Source organism: Pseudomonas sp. UYEF17 (assembly GCF_040546125.1).
Lineage (GTDB): Bacteria > Pseudomonadota > Gammaproteobacteria > Pseudomonadales > Pseudomonadaceae > Aquipseudomonas > Aquipseudomonas putida_Z.
Genome location: NZ_JBEPNE010000025.1, coordinates 1 through 19,904 on the forward strand (window position 1 = coordinate 1; position 19,904 = coordinate 19,904).

The 19,904-nt window shown below is 63.9% G+C and carries 22 protein-coding genes; 10 read left to right on the forward strand and 12 right to left on the reverse strand.

Annotated features, from left to right (window positions below):
• Window positions 1–162 precede the first annotated feature (162 nt).
• Window positions 163–1,362: a sugar transporter gene (locus tag ABIB24_RS24610; protein ID WP_274120605.1), complete on the reverse strand. Its 1,200-nt coding sequence runs from the start codon at window positions 1,360–1,362 to the stop codon at window positions 163–165.
• 204 nt (window positions 1,363–1,566) lie between these two features.
• Here ABIB24_RS24610 and ABIB24_RS24615 point away from each other — a divergent pair, with 204 nt between their 5' ends.
• Window positions 1,567–2,886 (forward strand): PQQ-binding-like beta-propeller repeat protein, encoded by a 1,320-nt coding sequence (locus ABIB24_RS24615; RefSeq protein ID WP_354317431.1) that lies wholly within the window; start codon window positions 1,567–1,569, stop codon window positions 2,884–2,886.
• Between the two features lie 137 nt (window positions 2,887–3,023).
• Here the strand turns inward: ABIB24_RS24615 and calA are convergent, their stop codons facing one another.
• Window positions 3,024–4,076, reverse strand: a complete 1,053-nt coding sequence (gene calA / locus ABIB24_RS24620) for a vanillin reductase (RefSeq protein ID WP_274079962.1) — start codon at window positions 4,074–4,076, stop codon at window positions 3,024–3,026.
• A gap of 180 nt (window positions 4,077–4,256) precedes the next feature.
• Here calA and ABIB24_RS24625 point away from each other — a divergent pair, with 180 nt between their 5' ends.
• A complete protein-coding gene (locus ABIB24_RS24625; RefSeq protein ID WP_054572090.1) occupies window positions 4,257–5,162 on the forward strand; it encodes an AraC family transcriptional regulator in 906 nt (301 codons plus the stop codon).
• A 223-nt stretch (window positions 5,163–5,385) separates the two neighbouring features.
• Here ABIB24_RS24625 and ABIB24_RS24630 read toward each other — a convergent pair whose 3' ends face one another.
• Together ABIB24_RS24630 and thpR are read right to left on the reverse strand one after the other, a co-directional pair.
• The gene (locus ABIB24_RS24630) at window positions 5,386–5,568 is read right to left on the reverse strand and encodes a hypothetical protein (RefSeq protein ID WP_274079961.1); all 183 of its coding nucleotides are present in this window, start codon (window positions 5,566–5,568) and stop codon (window positions 5,386–5,388) included.
• Entirely contained in the window at window positions 5,550–6,095 is a 546-nt protein-coding gene (gene thpR, locus ABIB24_RS24635) for an RNA 2',3'-cyclic phosphodiesterase (RefSeq protein ID WP_025339659.1), read from the reverse strand. The genes ABIB24_RS24630 and thpR overlap by 19 nt, the downstream gene beginning before the upstream one ends.
• A 158-nt stretch (window positions 6,096–6,253) precedes the next feature.
• Between thpR and lpxO the strand changes: the two genes are divergently transcribed.
• The 5 genes from lpxO to ABIB24_RS24660 all read left to right on the forward strand — a co-directional run bounded on the left by lpxO (window position 6,254) and on the right by ABIB24_RS24660 (window position 10,367).
• The gene (gene lpxO / locus ABIB24_RS24640; protein WP_025339660.1) at window positions 6,254–7,153 is read left to right on the forward strand and encodes a lipid A hydroxylase LpxO; all 900 of its coding nucleotides are present in this window, start codon (window positions 6,254–6,256) and stop codon (window positions 7,151–7,153) included.
• 119 nt (window positions 7,154–7,272) lie between these two features.
• Window positions 7,273–7,617, forward strand: a complete 345-nt coding sequence (locus ABIB24_RS24645; RefSeq protein ID WP_013973174.1) for a carboxymuconolactone decarboxylase family protein — start codon at window positions 7,273–7,275, stop codon at window positions 7,615–7,617.
• Between the two features lie 78 nt (window positions 7,618–7,695).
• Window positions 7,696–8,265, forward strand: coding sequence for a GNAT family N-acetyltransferase (locus ABIB24_RS24650; protein ID WP_274079960.1), 570 nt, complete (start codon window positions 7,696–7,698; stop codon window positions 8,263–8,265).
• A 78-nt stretch (window positions 8,266–8,343) separates the two neighbouring features.
• Window positions 8,344–9,552, forward strand: a complete 1,209-nt coding sequence (gene sstT, locus ABIB24_RS24655) for a serine/threonine transporter SstT (protein WP_085706308.1) — start codon at window positions 8,344–8,346, stop codon at window positions 9,550–9,552.
• Window positions 9,553–9,719: 167 nt separating this feature from the next.
• Window positions 9,720–10,367, forward strand: coding sequence for a YceH family protein (locus ABIB24_RS24660; protein ID WP_025339663.1), 648 nt, complete (start codon window positions 9,720–9,722; stop codon window positions 10,365–10,367).
• Between the two features lie 4 nt (window positions 10,368–10,371).
• Here the strand turns inward: ABIB24_RS24660 and ABIB24_RS24665 are convergent, their stop codons facing one another.
• The 8 genes from ABIB24_RS24665 to ABIB24_RS24700 form a co-directional block, all read right to left on the reverse strand.
• Complete coding sequence (locus ABIB24_RS24665) at window positions 10,372–10,560, reverse strand: hypothetical protein (protein ID WP_013973178.1); 189 nt, start codon at window positions 10,558–10,560, stop codon at window positions 10,372–10,374.
• Window positions 10,561–10,729: 169 nt separating this feature from the next.
• Window positions 10,730–12,292: an alkyl hydroperoxide reductase subunit F gene (gene ahpF / locus ABIB24_RS24670; RefSeq protein WP_274079959.1), complete on the reverse strand. Its 1,563-nt coding sequence runs from the start codon at window positions 12,290–12,292 to the stop codon at window positions 10,730–10,732.
• 268 nt (window positions 12,293–12,560) lie between these two features.
• Window positions 12,561–13,124, reverse strand: coding sequence for an alkyl hydroperoxide reductase subunit C (ahpC, locus tag ABIB24_RS24675; protein WP_004375926.1), 564 nt, complete (start codon window positions 13,122–13,124; stop codon window positions 12,561–12,563).
• A gap of 326 nt (window positions 13,125–13,450) precedes the next feature.
• Window positions 13,451–14,806 carry a glutathione-disulfide reductase gene (gorA, locus tag ABIB24_RS24680; protein WP_274079958.1) on the reverse strand — a complete coding sequence of 452 codons (1,356 nt, stop codon included), beginning with the start codon at window positions 14,804–14,806 and terminating at the stop codon, window positions 13,451–13,453.
• A 188-nt stretch (window positions 14,807–14,994) separates the two neighbouring features.
• Complete coding sequence (gene galU / locus ABIB24_RS24685) at window positions 14,995–15,834, reverse strand: UTP--glucose-1-phosphate uridylyltransferase GalU (protein ID WP_013973181.1); 840 nt, start codon at window positions 15,832–15,834, stop codon at window positions 14,995–14,997.
• 302 nt (window positions 15,835–16,136) lie between these two features.
• Window positions 16,137–17,051: a c-type cytochrome gene (locus tag ABIB24_RS24690; protein ID WP_025339666.1), complete on the reverse strand. Its 915-nt coding sequence runs from the start codon at window positions 17,049–17,051 to the stop codon at window positions 16,137–16,139.
• On the reverse strand, window positions 17,048–17,698 hold the full coding sequence (locus ABIB24_RS24695) for a c-type cytochrome (protein ID WP_025339667.1): 651 nt from the start codon (window positions 17,696–17,698) through the stop codon (window positions 17,048–17,050). Before ABIB24_RS24695 ends, ABIB24_RS24690 begins: the two co-directional genes overlap by 4 nt.
• A 77-nt stretch (window positions 17,699–17,775) precedes the next feature.
• Window positions 17,776–18,135, reverse strand: coding sequence for a hypothetical protein (locus tag ABIB24_RS24700; RefSeq protein WP_274079813.1), 360 nt, complete (start codon window positions 18,133–18,135; stop codon window positions 17,776–17,778).
• A 160-nt stretch (window positions 18,136–18,295) separates the two neighbouring features.
• Here ABIB24_RS24700 and ABIB24_RS24705 point away from each other — a divergent pair, with 160 nt between their 5' ends.
• The 3 genes from ABIB24_RS24705 to ABIB24_RS24715 are packed head-to-tail and all read left to right on the forward strand — an operon-like array spanning window position 18,296 to window position 19,903.
• Window positions 18,296–18,598, forward strand: coding sequence for a DUF1883 domain-containing protein (locus ABIB24_RS24705; protein WP_274120607.1), 303 nt, complete (start codon window positions 18,296–18,298; stop codon window positions 18,596–18,598).
• 7 nt (window positions 18,599–18,605) lie between these two features.
• On the forward strand, window positions 18,606–18,776 hold the full coding sequence (locus ABIB24_RS24710; RefSeq protein WP_013973186.1) for a hypothetical protein: 171 nt from the start codon (window positions 18,606–18,608) through the stop codon (window positions 18,774–18,776).
• 38 nt (window positions 18,777–18,814) lie between these two features.
• The gene (locus ABIB24_RS24715) at window positions 18,815–19,903 is read left to right on the forward strand and encodes an NAD(P)H-dependent flavin oxidoreductase (RefSeq protein WP_354317439.1); all 1,089 of its coding nucleotides are present in this window, start codon (window positions 18,815–18,817) and stop codon (window positions 19,901–19,903) included.
• The last annotated feature ends 1 nt before the right edge of the window (window position 19,904 follow it).

The following is a 19,904-nucleotide window of genomic DNA, read 5'->3' on the forward strand; positions in this document are numbered from 1 at the left end:
CACACCCCCCCGCGGGGCGGGTGGGGGGCGGGGTGCGCGCCCCGCCGGGCCGCCCCCCCCCCCCCCCCGGGGGGGGGGGGCCGCCCCCCCGGGGGGGGCCCCCCCCCCCCCCCCCCCCCCCCCCCACACGGCCGCTCCTACAAAGAACGCACCAGCCCCAGATCAGTGCGTCAGCGCCTCGCGGAACCGCCGGGTGCTGGCCACAGCCAGCAGCAACCCGGCCACCGCCACGCTACCGCCCACCAGGCCGATATCCGCCACGTCCAGCTGGCTGCTGACGATACTGCCCAGCAACGCACCACCGCCAATACCGATGTTGTAGATACCCGAGAACAGCGCCATGGCCACATCGGTGGCATCGGACGCCAGCTTCAGGGTCTTGGACTGCAGCGACAGGCTGAAGCTGAGGATCGCCACCCCCCAGAACATGCTCAACGCGGCAAACATGTAGAAGTTGCCCGACAGCGGCAACAGCAGCAACAGGCACGCCGCCAGCAGGCCGATCGACCCTACCAGGAAGCCATGCGGGAAGCGGTCGCTGTAACGGCTGAACAGCAACGAGCCGAACACCCCGGCACCGCCGAACAGCAGCAACAGCAGCGTGGTGCGCTCACCGCCTATCTGCGCCACGTGCAGGGCGAACGGTTCGATGTAGCTGTAGGCAGTGAACTGCGCGGTAATCACCAACGTCACCAGCACATAGGTGATCACCAGCGCCGGGCGCTTGAACAGGATCGGCAGGCTGCGCAGCGAGCCCGAGTTCTGGCTGGGCAGCAGCGGCAGCGACTTCATCAGGCACAGCATGGTCGCCAGCGCCACCCCGGCAATGCTCAGGAAGGTGATGCGCCAGCCCAGCGCTTCGCCCACCACGCGGCCCAGCGGGATGCCCAGGACCATGGCCAGGGTGGTGCCAGTGGCCAAAAGGCCCAGCGCCTTGGCCTGCTGCCCTGGCGGCGCCACGCGTACCGCCAGGGAGGCGGTGATGGCCCAGAACACCGCATGCGCCAGGGCAATACCGATGCGGCTGACCAGCAACATGGCAAAGCTCTGTGACAGCCACGACAGCAGGTGGCTGACGATGAACACCAGGAACACGAACAGCAACAGGCGCCGCCGCTCGATGTTGCGGGTCAGCAGCATCATCGGCAGCGAGGCCAGCGCCACCACCCAGGCGTAGATGGTCAGCATCAGGCCGACCTGCGCGGTGCTCATGTCGAAGCTGCGGCCAATGTCGCTGAGCAGCGCCACCGGGACGAACTCGGTGGTGTTGAAGATGAAGGCCGCCAGGGCCAGGGCAATGACGCTCAGCCAGCTGCCGCTACCCGCCGTGGGTGGCATGTTGGTGGGTGTGGGTCCGTTCATGGGTGCAAACCGCTTCTCCGCAGGCAAGGCAACAGGACGCACGCCAGCCACCCGCTTGCCGGGGTGTGGACGCACGCTTTGTTATTGGAAGGAATGCCCGGCATGGTACGCGTCAAGCCGGGGGCTCACAACCGCGAGGCGGGCAGAAGGAGTAACATGCGCGCTTTGTGCGAACGCGTATGCAACAAGGAGCCCGATCCGCTCATGGACCAGCAGCACTCCCAGCAGCAACAGTGGCAGCAGGCGGTTACTGCCTATGCCCAGGCCGTCAACGACTATGTCGCGCAGGGCCGCGCGCAAGGCTGGGATGACCTCGAAGAGCCCCTGCCGCAAGCCACCGATCATTTGCTCAATGCCTGGCTGCAAGCCCTGCAAGCAGCCAACCGGCCTGGCGTAGAAGCCTTCGAGCAGCAAGCCTTCCGCGAAGCCTGGCCACCCGCCCACCACCCATTGCTGCCGCTGATCAAGGAGCACGGGCAAGGCATCGGCAACGTCCTGCTGCTGGAGGATGGCAGCCTGCTGGCACGTATCGGCATGCCGCATGACAAAGGCCAGGTGGTGCGCATCGACCCTCTCGGGGTGACCCCGGTGATCGGCGTCGATCACTTCGGCCGCTGCCCGGCCCGCCGCTATTTCGCCCTGGCCAATGCCGAGGGCATACGCGTGACCGATGGCTGGGGCGGCCCGCAGGTGCTGCGCCTGGCCTGGCCCACGGGGTTGGAGGGGTTACCGCCGGGTTACCCGTTCGAGCCATTCGACCTGCCGCCGACGCCAACCGCGCTGATCCCCTTCCCGGATGGCCAGCGGGTGCTGCTGGTGAGTGCCGAGGGTATCTTCCTGCTGACGCGCCACGGCGCGACCCGCCTGCTGCCGCACCAAGCGCGGGTGCTCGACGAGCTGGACGAAGGCACCGACCCCGACGACATCAGCCTCGGGCTGAGCATGGAGCACGGTGCGGTGTCGGCGGATGGCCGGTTGATCGTGGTCGGTGAGCAAGGCAGCCGTCACCTGGTGCTGGACGACCAGCTCAGGCCCGTGGCGGCAATCGGCCCGGCCAGCGAGTATCCGCACTTTGCGCTGTTCAACCGCGCGGGTGACCAGTTGATAGTCAATGCCTGCCATTTCTACAGCGGTGCCACGCTGGCTGTCAGGGTGGCCGACTTGCCGGGGCTGGATACCGACTACTACAGCCAGGACCCGCGTACCCCGCTGGTACAGGATGGCGCACGGGTATATGCCGGCGTGGCGCGCGACGGCGAGTACATCGTGGGGGATGCCTATGGTTACCTGCGGGCATTTGGCGAAGATGGCATGGAGCATTGGCAGCATTACCTGGGGTCGACCATCAGTGCGCTGGATATCAGTGCGGACGGGCGTACCCTGGTAGCGGCGAGCCATGCCGGGTTCGTTTCGGTGATTGCCCTGGACAACGGGCGGCCGGCCTGGCAGATCGGTACCGGGGCGCATGGCGAGGTACGGCGGTGGTTGTTCTGGAAAGGCTGGGACAGGGCATTGGCCTGGTAACAGATCCAGCATTTTCATTGCCTGTACTGGCCTATTCGCGGGCTCGCCCGCTCCCACAGGTACTGCACAGACTTCGTAGGCTGTGATTTACCTGTGGGAGCGGGCGAGCCTGCGAAGAGGCCGGGGCAGGCAACCAATCAGCCTTGCAAAGTAGCCATATCGATCACGAACCGGTACTTCACGTCCCCGGCAATCATCCGCTCATACGCCTGGTTGATGTTGCGGATATCCAGCAACTCGATATCACAACGAATGGCGTGCTCGGCACAGAAATCCAGCACTTCCTGGGTCTCGGCAATACCACCGATCAACGACCCCGCCAGCACCCGGCGCTTCATCACCAGATTGGCCGCATGCACCGCCGGGTCGATCGGCTCGATCAGGCCGACCAGGATATGCACGCCATCGAATTTCAGGGTTTCCAGGTACGGGTTGAGGTCGTGCTGCACCGGGATGGTGTCGAGCAGGAAGTCGAAACGGCCCGCCGCGGCGTGCATCTGCTCGGCATCGGTGGACACGATCACATGGTCGGCACCCTGGCGACGGGCTTCCTCGGCCTTGGCCTGGGAGCGGGTGAACAGGGTCACTTCGGCGCCCAGGGCCTTGGCCAGCTTGATAGCCATGTGGCCCAGGCCGCCCATGCCGAGGATGCCGATCTTGTGACCGGGGCCGACACCGTGGTGCTTGAGCGGCGAATAGGTGGTGATGCCAGCGCAGAGGATTGGCGCGGCACTTGGCAGGTCCATGCCGGCCGGGATGCGCACCACGAAGTGCTCGCTGACCACGATGCTGCTGGAGTAACCGCCCATGGTGTTGCTACCGTCGACCCGGTCCGGGGTGGCGTAGGTCATGGTCGGGCCTTCCAGGCAGTACTGCTCCAGGTCCTTGGCACAGGCTTCGCAGTGGCGGCACGAGTCGACCATGCAGCCAACGCCGACCAGGTCACCGACCTTGTGCGCGGTCACTTTTTCGCCCACCGCGGTGACGCGACCGATGATCTCGTGGCCCGGCATCAGCGGGTACACGGCAATGCCCCATTCGTTGCGCGCCTGGTGAATGTCGGAGTGGCACACGCCGCAGTACAGGATATCGATGGCGACGTCGTCAGGGCGCGGGCTGCGACGCTCGAAGATCATGGGAGCCAGAGGGCTGGTGGGGGTCTGGGCGGCGTAACCGATGGCGGTGTACATGCAGGGCCTCGCTATGAAGTGAAACGATTCAGGCGGCGCATTCTGCGCGCCATGCGCCGCCTCGCCCACGGCTGATTCTCCGGCATCGATGCCTGATTCTCCGAAGATGCCATGCAGCACCTGGCGCCGAGCGTTCATTCTGCGATGATCAGACTGTCTGATCCTCTGCCCAGGTCCATCATGCAACTGACCCGCCACGTCGACGCCAATGCGCCGCTTTGCACACTGATCCGCAGCCTCGCCACGCGCCCGGGCTTCGTGCCCACGCACCTGCCCCAGGTGCAGGTGCTGAGCTGGGACCACTATGTGGCCAGCAGCCCGCAGATCTACGAACCCAGCCTGATGATCCTGGCCCAGGGCAGCAAGCTGGCACGCCTGGGGCCGCGTACCCTGGAGTACGGCGCCGGGCATTACCTGGTGCAGGCACTGTCGGTGCCGTTCATGTGCGAAACCTTCGCCACCCCCGAAGCACCGTTGCTGGGCGTGGCGGTGGACATCGACCGCGGCGTGCTGGGTGAACTGGTGCAAAGCATGGCCCTGGCGCCGGATGCCGCGGTGCAGGCGCAAACCCCGCAGTCGATGACCTCGGCGGCACTCGATGCGCCGATGCGCGAATGCGTGGAACGGCTGCTGCGCTGCCTGCAGGACCCAGTGGACGCCAAGGTGCTGGGCCCGGCGCGGGTACGCGAGGTGCTGTACACCGCCTTGCGCGGCCCACAGGCAGGCGTATTGCGGGCGCTGGTGGAGCAACAAGGGCACTTCGCCCGCATCGGCGCCGCCCTTGCCCACCTGCGCGAACACTACACCGAGCCGCTGAGCGTGGAAGCGCTGGCCGCGCGCGCCAACATGAGCGTTTCGACCTTCCACGAGCACTTCAAGCGCTGCACCGACATGGCACCAATGCAGTACCTCAAGCGCCTGCGGCTACTAAAGGCGCAGCAGATGCTGATCGGCGAAGGCCTGGGGGTGGCGCAGACCGCGCACCGGGTGGGGTACCAGAGCACCTCGCAGTTCAGCCGCGAGTACAAGCGCCAGTTCGACCGCAGCCCGGGGGATGAATTGCCGTACCAGAGCCTGCCGGTGTAGTGGCCTTCACTGGCTCATCGCCAGCAAGCCATGCGTAAACCCTGTGGGAGATCACCCAGCCCTTTGGGCTGCGCTGTCGCGTAGATAACTGAAATTGCAAGCAATCCGCGTACCCTGTGGGAGCGGCTTTTAGCCGCGAAGAATCCAACGCGGTGCATGGCACCGGCTGCGCCGGTGTTCGCGGCTAAAGCCGCTCCCACAGGGCCCCTGCTAATTCAATGAGTTATGTGCAGTGCCGCTCGACCATCGCCACTATCGCTGCCTGCAATTCGGCCTTGGCCTGCCCGGCCTCCAACTCCCCCGTCGCAGCCGCCTGGCACAAGGCATCCACCGCCCCCACCAGCAGGCGCCTACCAGCAACACCCACAATGCCGGCCGCAGCCTGGATCAGCTCGAAAGCGGCCACTGCGCCAATGGCCAGTAAGCGCCCTTGCGCGACTCGTACAGTGTGAAATGGCGGGCGGCGAGGTAGAAATCCGGCGCGCTGCTGGCCTCTGGCGGCTGGCCGCGGTAGTCCCTGGCCAGCGTTAGGTGCGGGCGATACTCACGGTCGGCCGCTTCCACCCCCAACGGCAGCAGCGCCTGCTGCAAGCTGTACACCAGTTGCAACAGGGCCGGTGGGGTCTGCTGCGCCTCCAGCACCAGGGCGCTGGCCCGCTGCCACACCTGCAAACGGTCCAGTAACAGCCGTGGTGACGTGGCCGGTAGGGCCAGCTGGTCGACCGCCGCACAAATTGCCGGCACCTGGGCGGTATCCACATCGCCAAGGAACAGCATTGTTACATGGAAGTTGGCAGCCGGCACTGGCCTGCCGCTGCGCAGGTTCAAGCCACGCCGCCACTGGGCCAGGGCGCGGCGCTGGGCATCGCTGACCGGCAAGGCAAAGAACAGCCGCTTGAAGGGGGTACCGCTGGGGCGTACGTCCTGAATCATACGAACTCCTGAACATGAAACGTTTGCGCAAGGCTACCGGGCATTAAACCTAAGTCGCCCCGTCGTTTCGTAACAATAAGTACAAACTACCCCCATGATTGTTTATGCTGGCGGGCTAATGCCATGGCGCATGGCCATTTTTCGACAAGTAAACGTCCATGAAAATTGCACTCGTACTCATCTTCGCCCTCTCGATCGCCTATGTTCACCTGCGCGGTCGCGTTCGCCACAAGCTGACCCGTCAGTTGGGCGACCACTCCAGCTTCCTGGCCCCGGTCAACAGCTTCCTGTACCTGTTTTCCCGGCACCCTGCAAAGCCGTACCTGCCGGTGGAGGCCTTCCCCGAACTGCAGACGCTGCAGGACCATTGGCAGGAAATCCGCGAGGAAGCCCAGCAACTGCTGCATGTGGGCGAAATCAAGAAGTCCGACAATTACGATGATGTCGGTTTCAACTCATTCTTCAAGACCGGCTGGAAGCGCTTCTACCTGAAGTGGTACGGCGAAAGCCACCCGTCGGCGATGACCCTGTGCCCACGCACCACCGAGTTGCTCAAAGGCATCGGCACGGTCAAGGCCGCCATGTTCGCCACCCTGCCGCCGGGCGCCAAGCTGGTGCGCCACCGTGACCCGTATGCCGGTTCGTACCGCTACCACCTGGGCCTGGACACGCCGAACGACGACGGTTGCTACATCGACGTGGACGGTGAGAAGTATTCCTGGCGCGATGGCGAGGGCGTGGTCTTCGACGAGACCTACATCCACTACGCGGCCAATACCACCGAGCACAACCGCATCATCCTGTTCTGCGACGTTGAACGCCCGCTCAAGTACCGCTGGGCGACCGCGTTCAACCGCTGGTTCAGCCGCAACGTCATGGCCGCTGCCGCCGCACCCAATGATGCCGGCGACAAGACCGGTGGCATCAACCGTCTGTTCACCCGCATCTACAAGATCCGCGAACGTGGCAAGGCGATGAAGAAGCGCAACCGCACGCGTTACTACCTGGAGAAGTGGGCATTCGTCGCGGCGTTGGTGCTGGTGTTCATCTACATCTGATCGGTGTGGTTGCGCGCAGCCAAAAGGCCTGCGCGCAACCAACCAAAGTACAAGCCTCACACTTTCCACTCTTCGACTAGCCTGAAAGCTCCACTCGCAACCTCCCCAAGGTGAAGACGATGAGCATGATGGACTGGGACGCCTACCGTAAGCAGTTGATGGCCGGCATCGGCGATCTCAAGCAGCTTTCCCCTGACACCGTGGCCGGCTACATGACCGCCAGCGGCGCAGGGGCCAAGACCAACCACCTGGACGCCAAGACCCGCGAGCTGATCTCCCTCGCCGTGGCCGTGACCACACGCTGCGATGGCTGCATCGCGGTGCATTCGCAGCAGGCCGTCAAGCACGGCGCCAGCCGCGAGGAAATCGCCGAGGCCCTTGGCGTGGCCGTGGCGATGAACGCCGGTGCCGCGCTGGTCTACTCGGCACGTGCCATGGATGCGGTGGGCAAGGCCAACGGCTGAGCGCAATTGGCGTCGCCGCCCTTGCGCGACGGCGCCGCGCCACCCAGACTGGGCGGCCCAGCCCTTGCAGGAACCCGCATGATCCACATCCGCCCCATGACACCGGAAGACTTCGAACGCTTCTGGCCCACCTTCCAGGCCGTCGTACAGGCCCGTGAAACCTACGCATTCGACCCGGCCCTCAGCTTCGATCAGGCCCGCCAGCTGTGGCTGGAACTGCCCGTGCGCACATTCGTGGCCGAGGAAGACGGCGCGATGCTGGGTTCGTATTACCTCAAGGCCAATGCCGCCGGGCCTGGTGGGCACGTGGGCAATTGCGGCTACATGGTCTGTGAAGCGGCACGCGGCCGCGGCGTTGCGCGGTTGATGTGCGAACACTCCCAGAAACAGGCACGCCAGGAGGGCTTTCTGGCCCTGCAGTTCAACTCGGTGGTGGCCACCAATGAGGTGGCAGTGGCGCTGTGGCACAAGCTGGGCTTCGAAACCGTTGGCCGCCTGCCCAAGGCCTACCGCCATGCCCGCCTGGGGCTGGTGGACTGCCTGGTGATGTACAAGTGGCTGGCGGACGAGCCGGTAGTGGAGAAGCCGCCGCTGCTGATCGGGCGCAAGAACATCGAGGCGCGGGTGTCGCGGCGGCGCGGGCGCTGACTTCTTCAGGCCGCCCTGCTCGACGAAGGTCTATGGTAAAGTCGCGCCCTTTTTGAACATGCTGGGATATCGCTGCACATGACCCCCGTCCTCCGCTTCCTCAACCGCACCAGCCTGGTGACGCAGATCGTCATCGGCCTGATCGCCGGCATCGCCCTGGCCCTGCTCGCGCCCGCCATCGCCCGCGACATGGCCTTCCTCGGGAAGGTGTTCGTCAGCGCCCTCAAGGCGGTGGCACCCGTGCTGGTGTTCATCCTGGTCATGGCCTCGATCGCCAACCACCGCCACGGCCAGGAAACCCACATCCGCCCGATCCTCTGGCTGTACCTGTTGGGTACCTTCGGCGCCGCGGTAGTCGCGGTGGTTGCCAGCATGCTGTTCCCGTCGAACCTGGTGCTGAGCACCGGCGACGCTACGCTGAGCGCGCCGGGCGGCATCACCGAGGTGCTGCAGAACCTGCTGCTGAGTGCGGTCGACAACCCGATCAACGCCCTGCTCAACGCCAACTTCATCGGTGTGCTGACCTGGGCCATCGGCCTGGGCGTGGCCCTGCGCCATGCCGGCGAAACCACCCGCACCGTGGTCGAGGACCTGTCCAATGGCGTGACCCTGATCGTGCGCGTGGTCATCCGCTTCGCCCCGCTGGGCATCTTCGGCCTGGTCAGCGCCACGCTGGCCCAGTCGGGCCTGGACGCCCTGCTCGGCTACCTGCACCTGCTGGCGGTGCTGATCGGCTGCATGCTGTTCGTGGCGCTGGTGATGAACCCGCTGATCGTGTATTGGAAAATCCGCCGCAACCCCTACCCGCTGACCCTGCTGTGCCTGCGCGAAAGCGGTATCACCGCGTTCTTCACCCGTAGCTCGGCGGCCAACATCCCGGTCAACCTGGCCCTGTCGGAGCGCCTTGGCCTGCATGAAGACACCTACTCGGTGTCGATCCCTCTGGGTGCGACCATCAACATGGCCGGTGCCGCCATCACCATTACCGTGCTGACGCTCGCGGCTGTACATACCCTGGGTATTCCGGTGGACCTGCCGACCGCCGTGCTGCTCAGCGTGGTGGCGGCGGTCTGTGCCTGCGGCGCCTCGGGTGTGGCCGGTGGCTCGCTGCTGCTGATTCCGCTGGCGTGCAGCCTGTTTGGCATCCCTAGCGAAATTGCCATGCAGGTAGTGGCGGTTGGCTTCATCATCGGCGTGCTGCAGGACTCGGCCGAGACGGCGCTGAATTCTTCGACCGATGTGCTGTTTACAGCGGCGGCGTGCCAGGCTGAAGAGCGTAAAGCCTGAGTTTGCCGGGGCCCTGTGGGAGCGGGTTCACCCGCGAATCAGACGACGCGGTGCATGGCACCGGCTGCGCCGGTGTTCGCGGGTGAACCCGCTCCCACAGGTGCCAATTGCCTAACACGATGGCATTACCTACCCTAGTGGCCTTTCCCCAGCAATGAGACAGGGCCATGTCAGAACACGAAACCGCCGGCGAAGGCCGCTTCAACAGCATCGAGATCCGTATTCTCGGCTCGCTGATCGAGAAGCAGGCCACCAGCCCGGAAAGCTACCCGCTGACCCTCAACGCCCTGGTCCTGGCCTGCAACCAGAAGACCAGTCGCGAGCCGGTGATGAACCTCACCCAAGGCCAGGTCGGCCAGGCCCTGCGCGCCCTCGAGGGGCAAGACATGACCCGCCTGCAGATGGGCAGCCGCGCCGACCGCTGGGAACAACGGGTGGACAAGGCGCTGGAGCTGGTGCCGGCGCAACTGGTGCTGATGGGCCTGATGTTCCTGCGCGGGCCGCAAACCCTCAACGAACTGCTGACCCGCAGCAACCGCCTGCACGACTTCGACGACACCGAGCAGATCCAGCACCAGCTGGAGCGCCTGATTTCGCGCGGCCTGGCCTTGCACCTGCCACGCCAGGCCGGCCAGCGCGAAGACCGTTACACCCATGCCTTGGGCGACCCGGCGGAAATCGAGGCGATCCTGGCTGCACGGCAGCAGGAAGGCGGGGCACGCAGCAGCGGTGGCAATGTGTCGGAAGAGCGCATCGAAGCCCTCGAAGCGCGCATCGCGGCGCTGGAGGCACGCCTGGCCGAACTGGAAGGCTGAGCCGTCACGGCTCGGGGTCGGGGAAGTTGCGGCAGCTCTTGCGCTCGGCCAACTCCCGGTCACTGGGGCGCTGGTCGACGAACACGGTGCGGCCGTCGGCGTAGATTTCCAGGTAGCCCCAGTGCAGGTCCTGCTCTTGCTGCCCGGGTTTTGGGGGGACTAGCCACCAGGGTTCGCGGCTGATCAGGGTCATGGGTGTGATTCCTGAGGGTGTCTGCAGTAATCATAGACATCCTCGGTTATTGCTTTGCTTGTACCGGCCCTTTCGCGGCTAAAGCCGCTCCTACAGGGATCTGCACAGTTTGCAAAATCTGCGCAGTACCTGTGGGAGCGGCTTTAGCCGCGAAGAGGCCGGTACGGGCTTACGCCGGTGCCGAAGTGCGGATCAGGTGGTCAAAGGCCGCCAGCGATGCCTTGGCCCCCTCACCCACCGCAATCACGATCTGCTTGTACGGCACAGTCGTCACGTCACCCGCCGCAAACACACCCGGGATGCTGGTCTGGCCCTTGGCATCAACGATGATCTCGCCTCGCGGCGACAACTCGACGGTTCCTTTCAGCCAGTCGGTGTTCGGCAGCAGGCCAATCTGCACGAAGATGCCTTCCAGCGCCACTTCATGCTGCTGGTCGGTGGTGCGGTCCTTGTAACGCAGGCCGGTCACCTTTTCGCCATTGCCCAGCACTTCGGTGGTCAGCGCACTGGTGATCACCTTCACGTTCGGCAGGCTGTGCAACTTGCGCTGCAGTACCGCATCGGCACGCAGCTGGCTGTCGAACTCGATCAACGTTACCTGGGCGACGATACCCGCCAGGTCGATGGCCGCCTCCACGCCCGAGTTGCCACCACCGATCACCGCCACGCGCTTGCCCTTGAACAGCGGGCCGTCGCAGTGCGGGCAGTAGGCCACGCCACGGGCGCGGTATTCCTGCTCGCCCGGCACGTTCATTTCGCGCCAGCGGGCACCGGTTGCCAGGATCACGGTCTTGGCCTTGAGCGAGGCGCCGCCAGCCAGGTGTACTTCGTGCAGGCCGCCATCGGTGGCCGGGATCAGCGCTTCACCGCGCTGCAGGTTCATGATGTCCACGTCGTACTGCTTGACGTGCTCTTCCAGCGCCGTGGCCAGCTTCGGCCCTTCGGTTTCCTGTACCGAGATGAAGTTCTCGATGGCCAGGGTATCGAGCACCTGGCCGCCGAAACGCTCGGCCGCGATACCGGTGCGGATGCCTTTACGCGCGGCATAGATGGCTGCCGAAGCGCCGGCTGGGCCACCACCGACCACCAGCACGTCGAAGGCGTCCTTGGCGTTGATCTTCTCGGCCTGGCGACCGGCTGCGTTGGTGTCGATCTTGCCGAGGATTTCTTCCAGGCCCATGCGGCCCTGGCCGAACACTTCGCCGTTCAGGTAGATGCTCGGCACCGCCATGATCTTGCGCGATTCCACTTCCGCCTGGAACAGCGCGCCGTCGATGGCCACGTGGCGCACGTTGGGGTTGAGCACCGCCATCAGGTTCAGTGCCTGGACCACGTCCGGGCAGTTCTGGCACGACAGCGAGAAGTAGGTTTCGAAGGTGAACTCGCCTTCCAGAGCCTGGATCTGTTCGATCACTTCGGCACTGGCCTTGGACGGGTGGCCACCGACTTGCAGCAGTGCCAGCACCAGCGAGGTGAATTCGTGGCCCATGGGGATGCCGGCGAAGCGCAGGCTTATGTCGGCTCCCGGGCGGTTCAGCGAGAACGATGGACGACGGGCATCGCTGCCGTCCGCGCTGAAGGTAATAAGGTTCGACAAGCTGGCAATTTCCACCAGCAGATCGTGCAATTCGCGGGATTTCGCGCCGTCGTCGAGGGAGGCAACGATCTCGATCGGCTGGGTGACCCGCTCCAGGTAGGTTTTCAGTTGCGATTTAAGCGTGGCGTCCAACATACGGGCGATTCCTTTTTCAAAACTCGGATACAAAAACGCCCAGGCGAGGTCGCCCGGGCGCTTCTACGGGGCGGTAGGTACTTCAGCTTTGGCGGCTGGCTACCGCCCGCGACATGCGCATGATCGGATTTTCGTTCGAGAAGTGCCTGCGCGGCGATCAGGCAAGGCGAAAACAGGCGAGGAAGCGGAGTTGACAGGTTGTCAATGAGCATTCCGAGCCTGTTTTCAACGCAGCATGGTCGTCGCGCAGGCGCTTATCGGGCGAAAATTAGATCTTGCCGACCAGGTCCAGCGATGGAGCCAGGGTGGCTTCGCCTTCTTTCCACTTGGCCGGGCAAACTTCGCCTGGGTGAGCGGCAACGTACTGGGCAGCCTTCACCTTGCGCAGCAGTTCGGCAGCATCGCGGCCTACACCACCGTCGTTCAGTTCGACGATCTTGATCTGGCCTTCCGGGTTGATCACGAAGGTACCACGATCGGCCAGGCCGGCTTCTTCGATCAGCACATCGAAGTTGCGCGAGATGACGTGGGTCGGGTCACCGATCAGCGGGTACTGGATCTTGCCGATGGTGTCCGAAGTGTCGTGCCAGGCTTTGTGGGTGAAGTGGGTATCGGTGGACACGCCGTAGATTTCCACGCCCAGCTTCTGGAACTCGGCGTAGTTGTCAGCAAGGTCACCCAGTTCGGTCGGGCAGACGAAGGTGAAGTCGGCCGGGTAGAAGAACACGACAGACCACTTGCCTTTCAGGTCGGCTTCGCTGACCTGGACGAACTCGCCCTTGTGGTAGGCGGTGGCGTTGAACGGTTTGACCTGGCTGTTGATGATTGGCATGAGAGACGCTCCTTCATGGGGTTGGAATCAGTTGATGGAGAGAATCCTAACCGCTGGTCCCGACAAAGGCTCATTGGCAAAGCTCATGCTTGTGATTGGTTTTGGCTATAACCGAGGATAATTAATAGAAGGGAATGGGCTGAGCAAAGGATTGCGGGGTCGTACCTCCTGACTCCATGGTCGGATCACTCCTGTAGGAGCGGCCTTGTGTCGCGATGGGCTGCGAAGCAGCCCCTGTGTATCTCACGATTGCAGAAATACTGGGGCTGCTTCGCAGCCCATCGCGACACAAGGCCGCTCCTACAACGGTATGCGTTCCGTTGGGATCAGCGTGTCGCTGTGCGCATGGTCACGAACTCTTCGGCCGCGGTCGGGTGCACGCCAATGGTTTCGTCGAACTGCTGCTTGGTCGCACCGGCCTTCAGGGCAACGCCCAGGCCCTGGATGATCTCGCCGGCGTCGGGGCCAACCATGTGGCAGCCCAGCACCTTGTCGGTCTCGGCATCGACCACCAGCTTCATCAGGGTCTTTTCCTGGATGTCGGTCAGGGTCAGTTTCATCGCACGGAAGCGGCTCTCGAATACCTGCACCTTGTGCCCGGCCTCCAGCGCCTGCTCCTCGGTCAGGCCCACGGTGCCGATGGGCGGCTGGCTGAATACCGCGGTGGGTATGTTCTGGTAGTCCACAGGGCGGTATTGCTCGGGCTTGAACAGGCGCCGGGCCACGGCCATGCCCTCGGCCAGAGCCACCGGAGTCAATTGCACGCGGCCAATCACGTCGCCAATGGCCAGGATCGACGGCGCGGTGGTCTGGTACTGCTGGTCAACCCGAATGTAACCGCGTGCATCCAGTTCGACACCGGTGTTTTCCAGGCCCAGGTTGTCCAGCATCGGGCGCCGGCCGGTGGCATAGAACACGCAATCGGTGACCAGCTCGCGGCCATCCTTGAGGGTGGCCTTCAGGCTGCCGTCCTCGAGCTTGTCGATGCGCTGGATGTCGGCGTTGAACTGCAGGTCGAGGCCGCGCTTTTCCAGTTCTTCCTTCAGGTGCGTGCGCACCGAACCGTCGAAGCCACGCAGGAACAGGTCGCCACGGTACAGCAGCGTGGTAGCCGCCCCCAGGCCCTGGAAGATGCCGGCGAACTCGACGGCGATGTAGCCACCGCCCACCACCAGCACCCGGCGTGGCAGGTCCTTGAGGTAGAAGGCTTCGTTGGAGGTGATGGCAAGTTCCTTGCCCGGAATGTCCGGCACCTGTGGCCAGCCACCGGTAGCGATTAGGATGTGCTCGGCGGTGTAGCGCTGGCCGTCCACTTCCACTTCGTTGGCACCGGTCAGGCGCGCATGCCCCTGCAGCAGGGCGACCCCGCTGTTGACCAGCAGGTTGCGGTAGATGCCGTTGAGGCGCTCGATTTCCCGGTTCTTGTTGGCAATCAGGGTGCCCCAGTCGAAATGCCCTTCTTCCAGGGTCCAGCCGAAGCCTGCGGCCTGCTCCAGTTCGTCGGCGACGTGTGCGCCGTACACCAGCAGTTTTTTCGGCACGCAACCCACGTTGACGCAGGTACCGCCCAGGTAGCGGCTCTCGGCCACTGCCACCTTTGCGCCGAAGCCGGCGGCAAACCGCGCCGCGCGCACACCGCCGGACCCGGCACCAATCACGAACAGATCAAAATCGTAGGCCATGTATTCACTCTCCTAGGCAGGCGCCCAGCATAACGCACTGGGGCCGCTTTGCGCCCCTTCGCGGGCCCGCCCGCTCCCACAGTACCGGCACAACCTTGAAGGCCTGCACAGTACCTGTAGGAGCGGGCGTGCCCGCGAAGGGCTGCAAAGCAGCCCCAGTTATCAGCTTTGATACAAGTAGCGGCTTATCAGTAAGCCTTGCCAGTCTTGTAGTAGTTCTCGAAGCAGAAGTTGGTCGCGTCGATGTAGCCCTCGGCGCCACCGCAGTCGAAACGCTTGCCTTTGAACTTGTAGGCGATCACGCAGCCGTTCTGCGCCTGTTGCATCAGGGCGTCGGTGATCTGGATCTCGCCACCTTTGCCCGGCTCGGTGTTGGCGATGATGTCGAAGATGTCCGGGGTCAGGATGTAGCGACCGATGATCGCCAGGTTCGACGGGGCATCTTCCGGCTTTGGCTTCTCGACCATGTTGGTGACGCGGAAAATGTCGTCACGGATCATGTCGCCGGCGATCACGCCGTACTTGTTGGTTTCCTGCGGATCGACTTCCTGGATGGCGACGATCGAGCAACGGAACTGGTTGTACAGCTTGACCATCTGGGTCAGTACGCCGTCACCTTCCGGGTTCACGCACAGGTCGTCCGCCAGCACCACGGCGAACGGCTCGTCGCCGATCAGCGGGCGGCCAGTCAGGATGGCGTGGCCCAGGCCTTTCATTTCGGTCTGGCGGGTGTAGGAGAACGAGCACTCGTCGAGCAGGCGACGGATACCAACCAGGTATTTTTCCTTGTCGGTGCCCTTGATCTGGTTTTCCAGCTCGTAGCTGATGTCGAAGTGGTCTTCCAAAGCACGCTTGCCGCGCCCGGTGACGATGGAGATCTCGTTCAGACCGGCATCCAGTGCCTCTTCAACGCCATACTGGATCAGTGGCTTGTTGACCACCGGCAGCATTTCCTTGGGCATGGCTTTGGTAGCGGGCAGGAAGCGGGTGCCGTAACCGGCTGCCGGGAACAAGCATTTTTTGATCATATACGTCCTTACAAAAGGCTAGGCCTGTGGAATTCGGCGCAGTCTAATCAGGCGGCAGTCACCTTACAATGCCCTACCTGTGGCCGATCGATGGGAAGATAGAGATAACCCAGTGTAGATAGTTCCGAGGGATCGTAAATATTGCTGTCATCCATGACCGTTCGATGACAGGAAATCGGGGTTGCCTGTACTGGCCTCTTCGCGGGTAAACCCGCTCCCACAAGGATCACCACAGGCTCTGAATGCTGTGCAGTACCTGTGGGAGCGGGTTTACCCGCGAAGAGGCCGGCACAGGCAATACATCAGCTACCCGTGCCCTGCCCGATCAACACCCCATCGACCTTCTGCCCATACAGGTTCACCCCGTCATTGGCGTGGAACTTTACCCGCGTCTTCTCGATGGAGCCTTCCACCAGCCGCGGATCCTGCGGCCGTTCATGGCGGTTGACCCAGGCCGCCACGTCCCAGGCCTGCTGGTCACTCAGGCTGCCCGGCTTGCCCAGCGGCATGTTGTACTTGATGAACGACGCTGCGGTGTTGATGCGGTGCATGCCGGCCCCCCAATTGTAGGAGTCCTTGCCCCACAGCGGCGGCATCACATACTCGCCCGCTACCTTCTGCCCCTCGCCGTTGTCGCCGTGGCAGATCGCACACTGCTCGCGGTAAACCTGCTGGCCGCGCTTGAAGTCGTACCCGCCCTTGGGTTGCGGCACCTCCGGGTAGCCTCGCCCGGCAATCTCCACGCCAGTCGGCGCCTTGGTCGACAGCCAATACGAATACACCGACAGCGCTGTCATCTCCGGGCTGTCTGCCGCAGGCGGCTTGCCGTTCATGCTGAACTGGAAGCAGCCCTGGATACGTTCGGCGTAGGTGTTGACCTTGTCGTTTTTCTTGCGGTACGCGGGGTACATCGGGTACGCCCCCCACATCGGCGCGGAATGCGCCAGCCGCCCCTGGTCAAGGTGGCAGTTGCTGCAGTTCATGCCATTGCCCACGGCCTCAGGCATCAACCTGCGGGTGTCGACGAACAAGGCATGCCCCTCGCGCACCATCTTGCCAAAGGCATTGGCAGGCAACTCGCTTTCCGCTGGCGGCACGAACTGTGGCGCAGCCTGCACGCCAGGGACTTTCAACTGCGACTGGTCTTCCATGGCGATCTGGGCGGCCTGGGCGCTGCCCATGGCCAGCAGCAGCAGGGCTGGAATCATCGGTTTCATGGCTTGACCTCCTGGCTGGCGGGGCGGGCGAAGAACTCGGCAACGGCCTTGATCTCGTCATCGGTCATGGCCTTGGCCACACCGACCATCAGCTGGTTGGGGTCATTGCTGCGGGTGCCGTCACGCCAGGCATTGAGCTGCGCCACCAGGTAACTGGCGGGCTGGCCGGCCAAGGGCGGGAAGTGTTCGCCAACCCCGCCACCGCCCGGGCCATGGCATTGCACGCAACCAGGAATCTGCCGGCTCCAGTCACCGTACAGGGCCATGCGGGTGGTGGGGTCATCGGCAATCTGCTGGCGACGCAGGTCGCCTGCAGGGTCTGCCGGCAGGCTGGCCAGATAGGTGCTGACAGCCTTGATTTCATCCTCGCTCAGGGCCTTGGCAAGCGGCTCCATCACCGGCTGCTTGCGGCTGCCGTTGCGCCAATCATGCAATTGCTTGCTGAGGTAAGTGGCCGGCAGCCCGGCCAGGCGTGGGAAGCCGGCAGCGGCAATGCCCTTGCCGTCCGGGCCATGGCAACCCAGGCAAGCCATGGCGGCGGGGTTGGCCCCGCCCTGGGTGAAGACTTTCTGGCCATCGGCGGCATGCGCCGCGGGCCAGGCCAGGATCAGCAGACTGCCGATCACGACGCGACTCAACGGTGTCATCACGAATCTCCTTTTCTATTGTTATATGCTTAGGCCTAAAACATATAAGCAAAAGGAGCGTGATCAGTTGCCCTGGATCAACTACCGGAGATGCATTGGGTGGCTGCGGTGCGCACGTCGCCCAGGCGCAGCGGGAAGTTGTTCAGCCGCTCGTGCAGCTTGATGCTGCTGCCGCTGCCACGCTTGTCGATATCCACCAGCGCCGCCGGGCCCACGCCCGAGCTGATCTTCTGCGGCACGATCAGCCGCAGGCCATCACCACGCTGCTCTTCCACCAGCGGGTCGCGACTATCGGCCAGCTTCTGCTTGACGCAATCGGCATACGCGCGCGGGGACTTGCCGGAGATCACATCCAGCGTTTCACGCGACTGTTCCAGTTCCGTAACACTCACACAGCCACCCAGCGTCACCGCCAACGCCGCCACCATCCACTTCATTTGCAGCACCTCTGCCTTCAAGAATCCGCTTCGACCACAGCCAGGCTGTTTTGCTCCCTGCTTTGGCAGATTTATCTACGCCTGGCGGAACAGCGCGGCAGTGTAACCCGACATCGTGGTATCTTTCGCCTTTGCAGAACCAATCCTTGCGGAGCATCACATGAAATTCGTACACCAGCGCGAGCACCTGAACGAGGACGACATCGTCGTCATCGAGTGCTCCCAGCGCTGCAATATCCGCCTGATGAACGACGCCAACTTCCGCAGCTTCAAGAACGGCGGCCGTCACACCTACCACGGTGGCCATTTCGACAAGTTCCCGGCGAAGATCACCGTGCCCAGCACCGGTTTCTGGAACATCACCATCGATACCGTGACATCCCGCCCGATCTCGGTCACCCGCAAGCCAACCTTGACCCACAAGATCAAGATCGTCCGTCGTTCATCGTCGAAACTCAGATAAGGCCACCATGACCCAGACCACCAAGTACGTCATCAAGTACAAGCTCGACGGCCAGCGCCGCTGGGACTTCGCACTGATGCCCGACGCCTCCCTCGAACAAGCCCTGGAAGCCCTGCGCAAGATTCACGGCGAAGACGCCGAGAAGATCAGCGACATCCAGGTCAGCAAAGCCTTGTAAGAACCCGCCCCGCCGCTCGCCCGCGCAAGGAGAACCGCATGAGCCACTGGCCCGACCGCCGCATCCTCGACCTGCTGGGCATCGAGTTGCCCATTCTGCAGGCCCCCATGGCCGGCGCGACGGGCTCGGGCATGGCCATTGCCGTGGGCCTGGCGGGCGGTTTGGGCGCCCTGCCCTGCGCCATGCTCACGGGCGACCAGGTGCGCGCCGAGATCGCCGCCTTCCGCGCCGGCTGCCCGGGCCGCCCGTTGAACCTGAACTTCTTCTGCCACCAGCAGCCAGCGCCCGATGCCGAGCGCGATGCACGCTGGAAGCAGGCGCTCGAGCCCTATTACAGCGAAGTGGGCGCAGACTTCGCGGCGCCCACGCCGGTGTCCAACCGCGCGCCTTTCGACGAACAGAGCTGCCAGCTGGTCGAGCAACTGCGCCCGGAGGTGGTGAGTTTCCACTTCGGTCTGCCCCAGGCCGACCTGCTGCAACGGGTAAAGGCCAGCGGTGCCAAGGTGCTGTCCAGCGCCACCACCGTAGAGGAAGCCGTGTGGCTGGAGCACCACGGCTGTGATGCGATCATTGCCATGGGCTATGAAGCGGGCGGCCATCGCGGCATGTTCCTCAGCGACGATATCACCAGCCAGATCGGCACCTTCGCCCTGGTGCCACAGGTGGCCGATGCGGTCAGCGTGCCGGTGATTGCCGCCGGCGGCATTGCTGACCACCGCGGCCTGTTGGCGGCACTGGCCTTGGGTGCTTCGGCAGTGCAGATCGGAACAGCGTACCTGTTCTGCCCCGAGGCCAAGGTCTCGCCGGCGCATCGCCAGGCCCTGGACAGCGCACCCGCCAGCGACACGGCGCTGACCAACCTGTTCACCGGCCGAGCGGCGCGCGGCATCAACAACCGCATCATGCGTGAGCTGGGGCCGATGAGCGACCTTGCGCCACGCTTCCCACTGGCCGGCGGAGCGCTTATGCCTTTGCGGGCGATTACGGATCCGCAGGGCAATAGCGATTTCAGCAACCTGTGGTCGGGGCAGGCGTTGCGGCTGGGCAGGCATATGCCGGCGGGCGAGCTGACCCGGGAGATTGCCGAAAAGGCGCTGGCAGTGATCGGCCGCCAGGCTTCTGCATAAG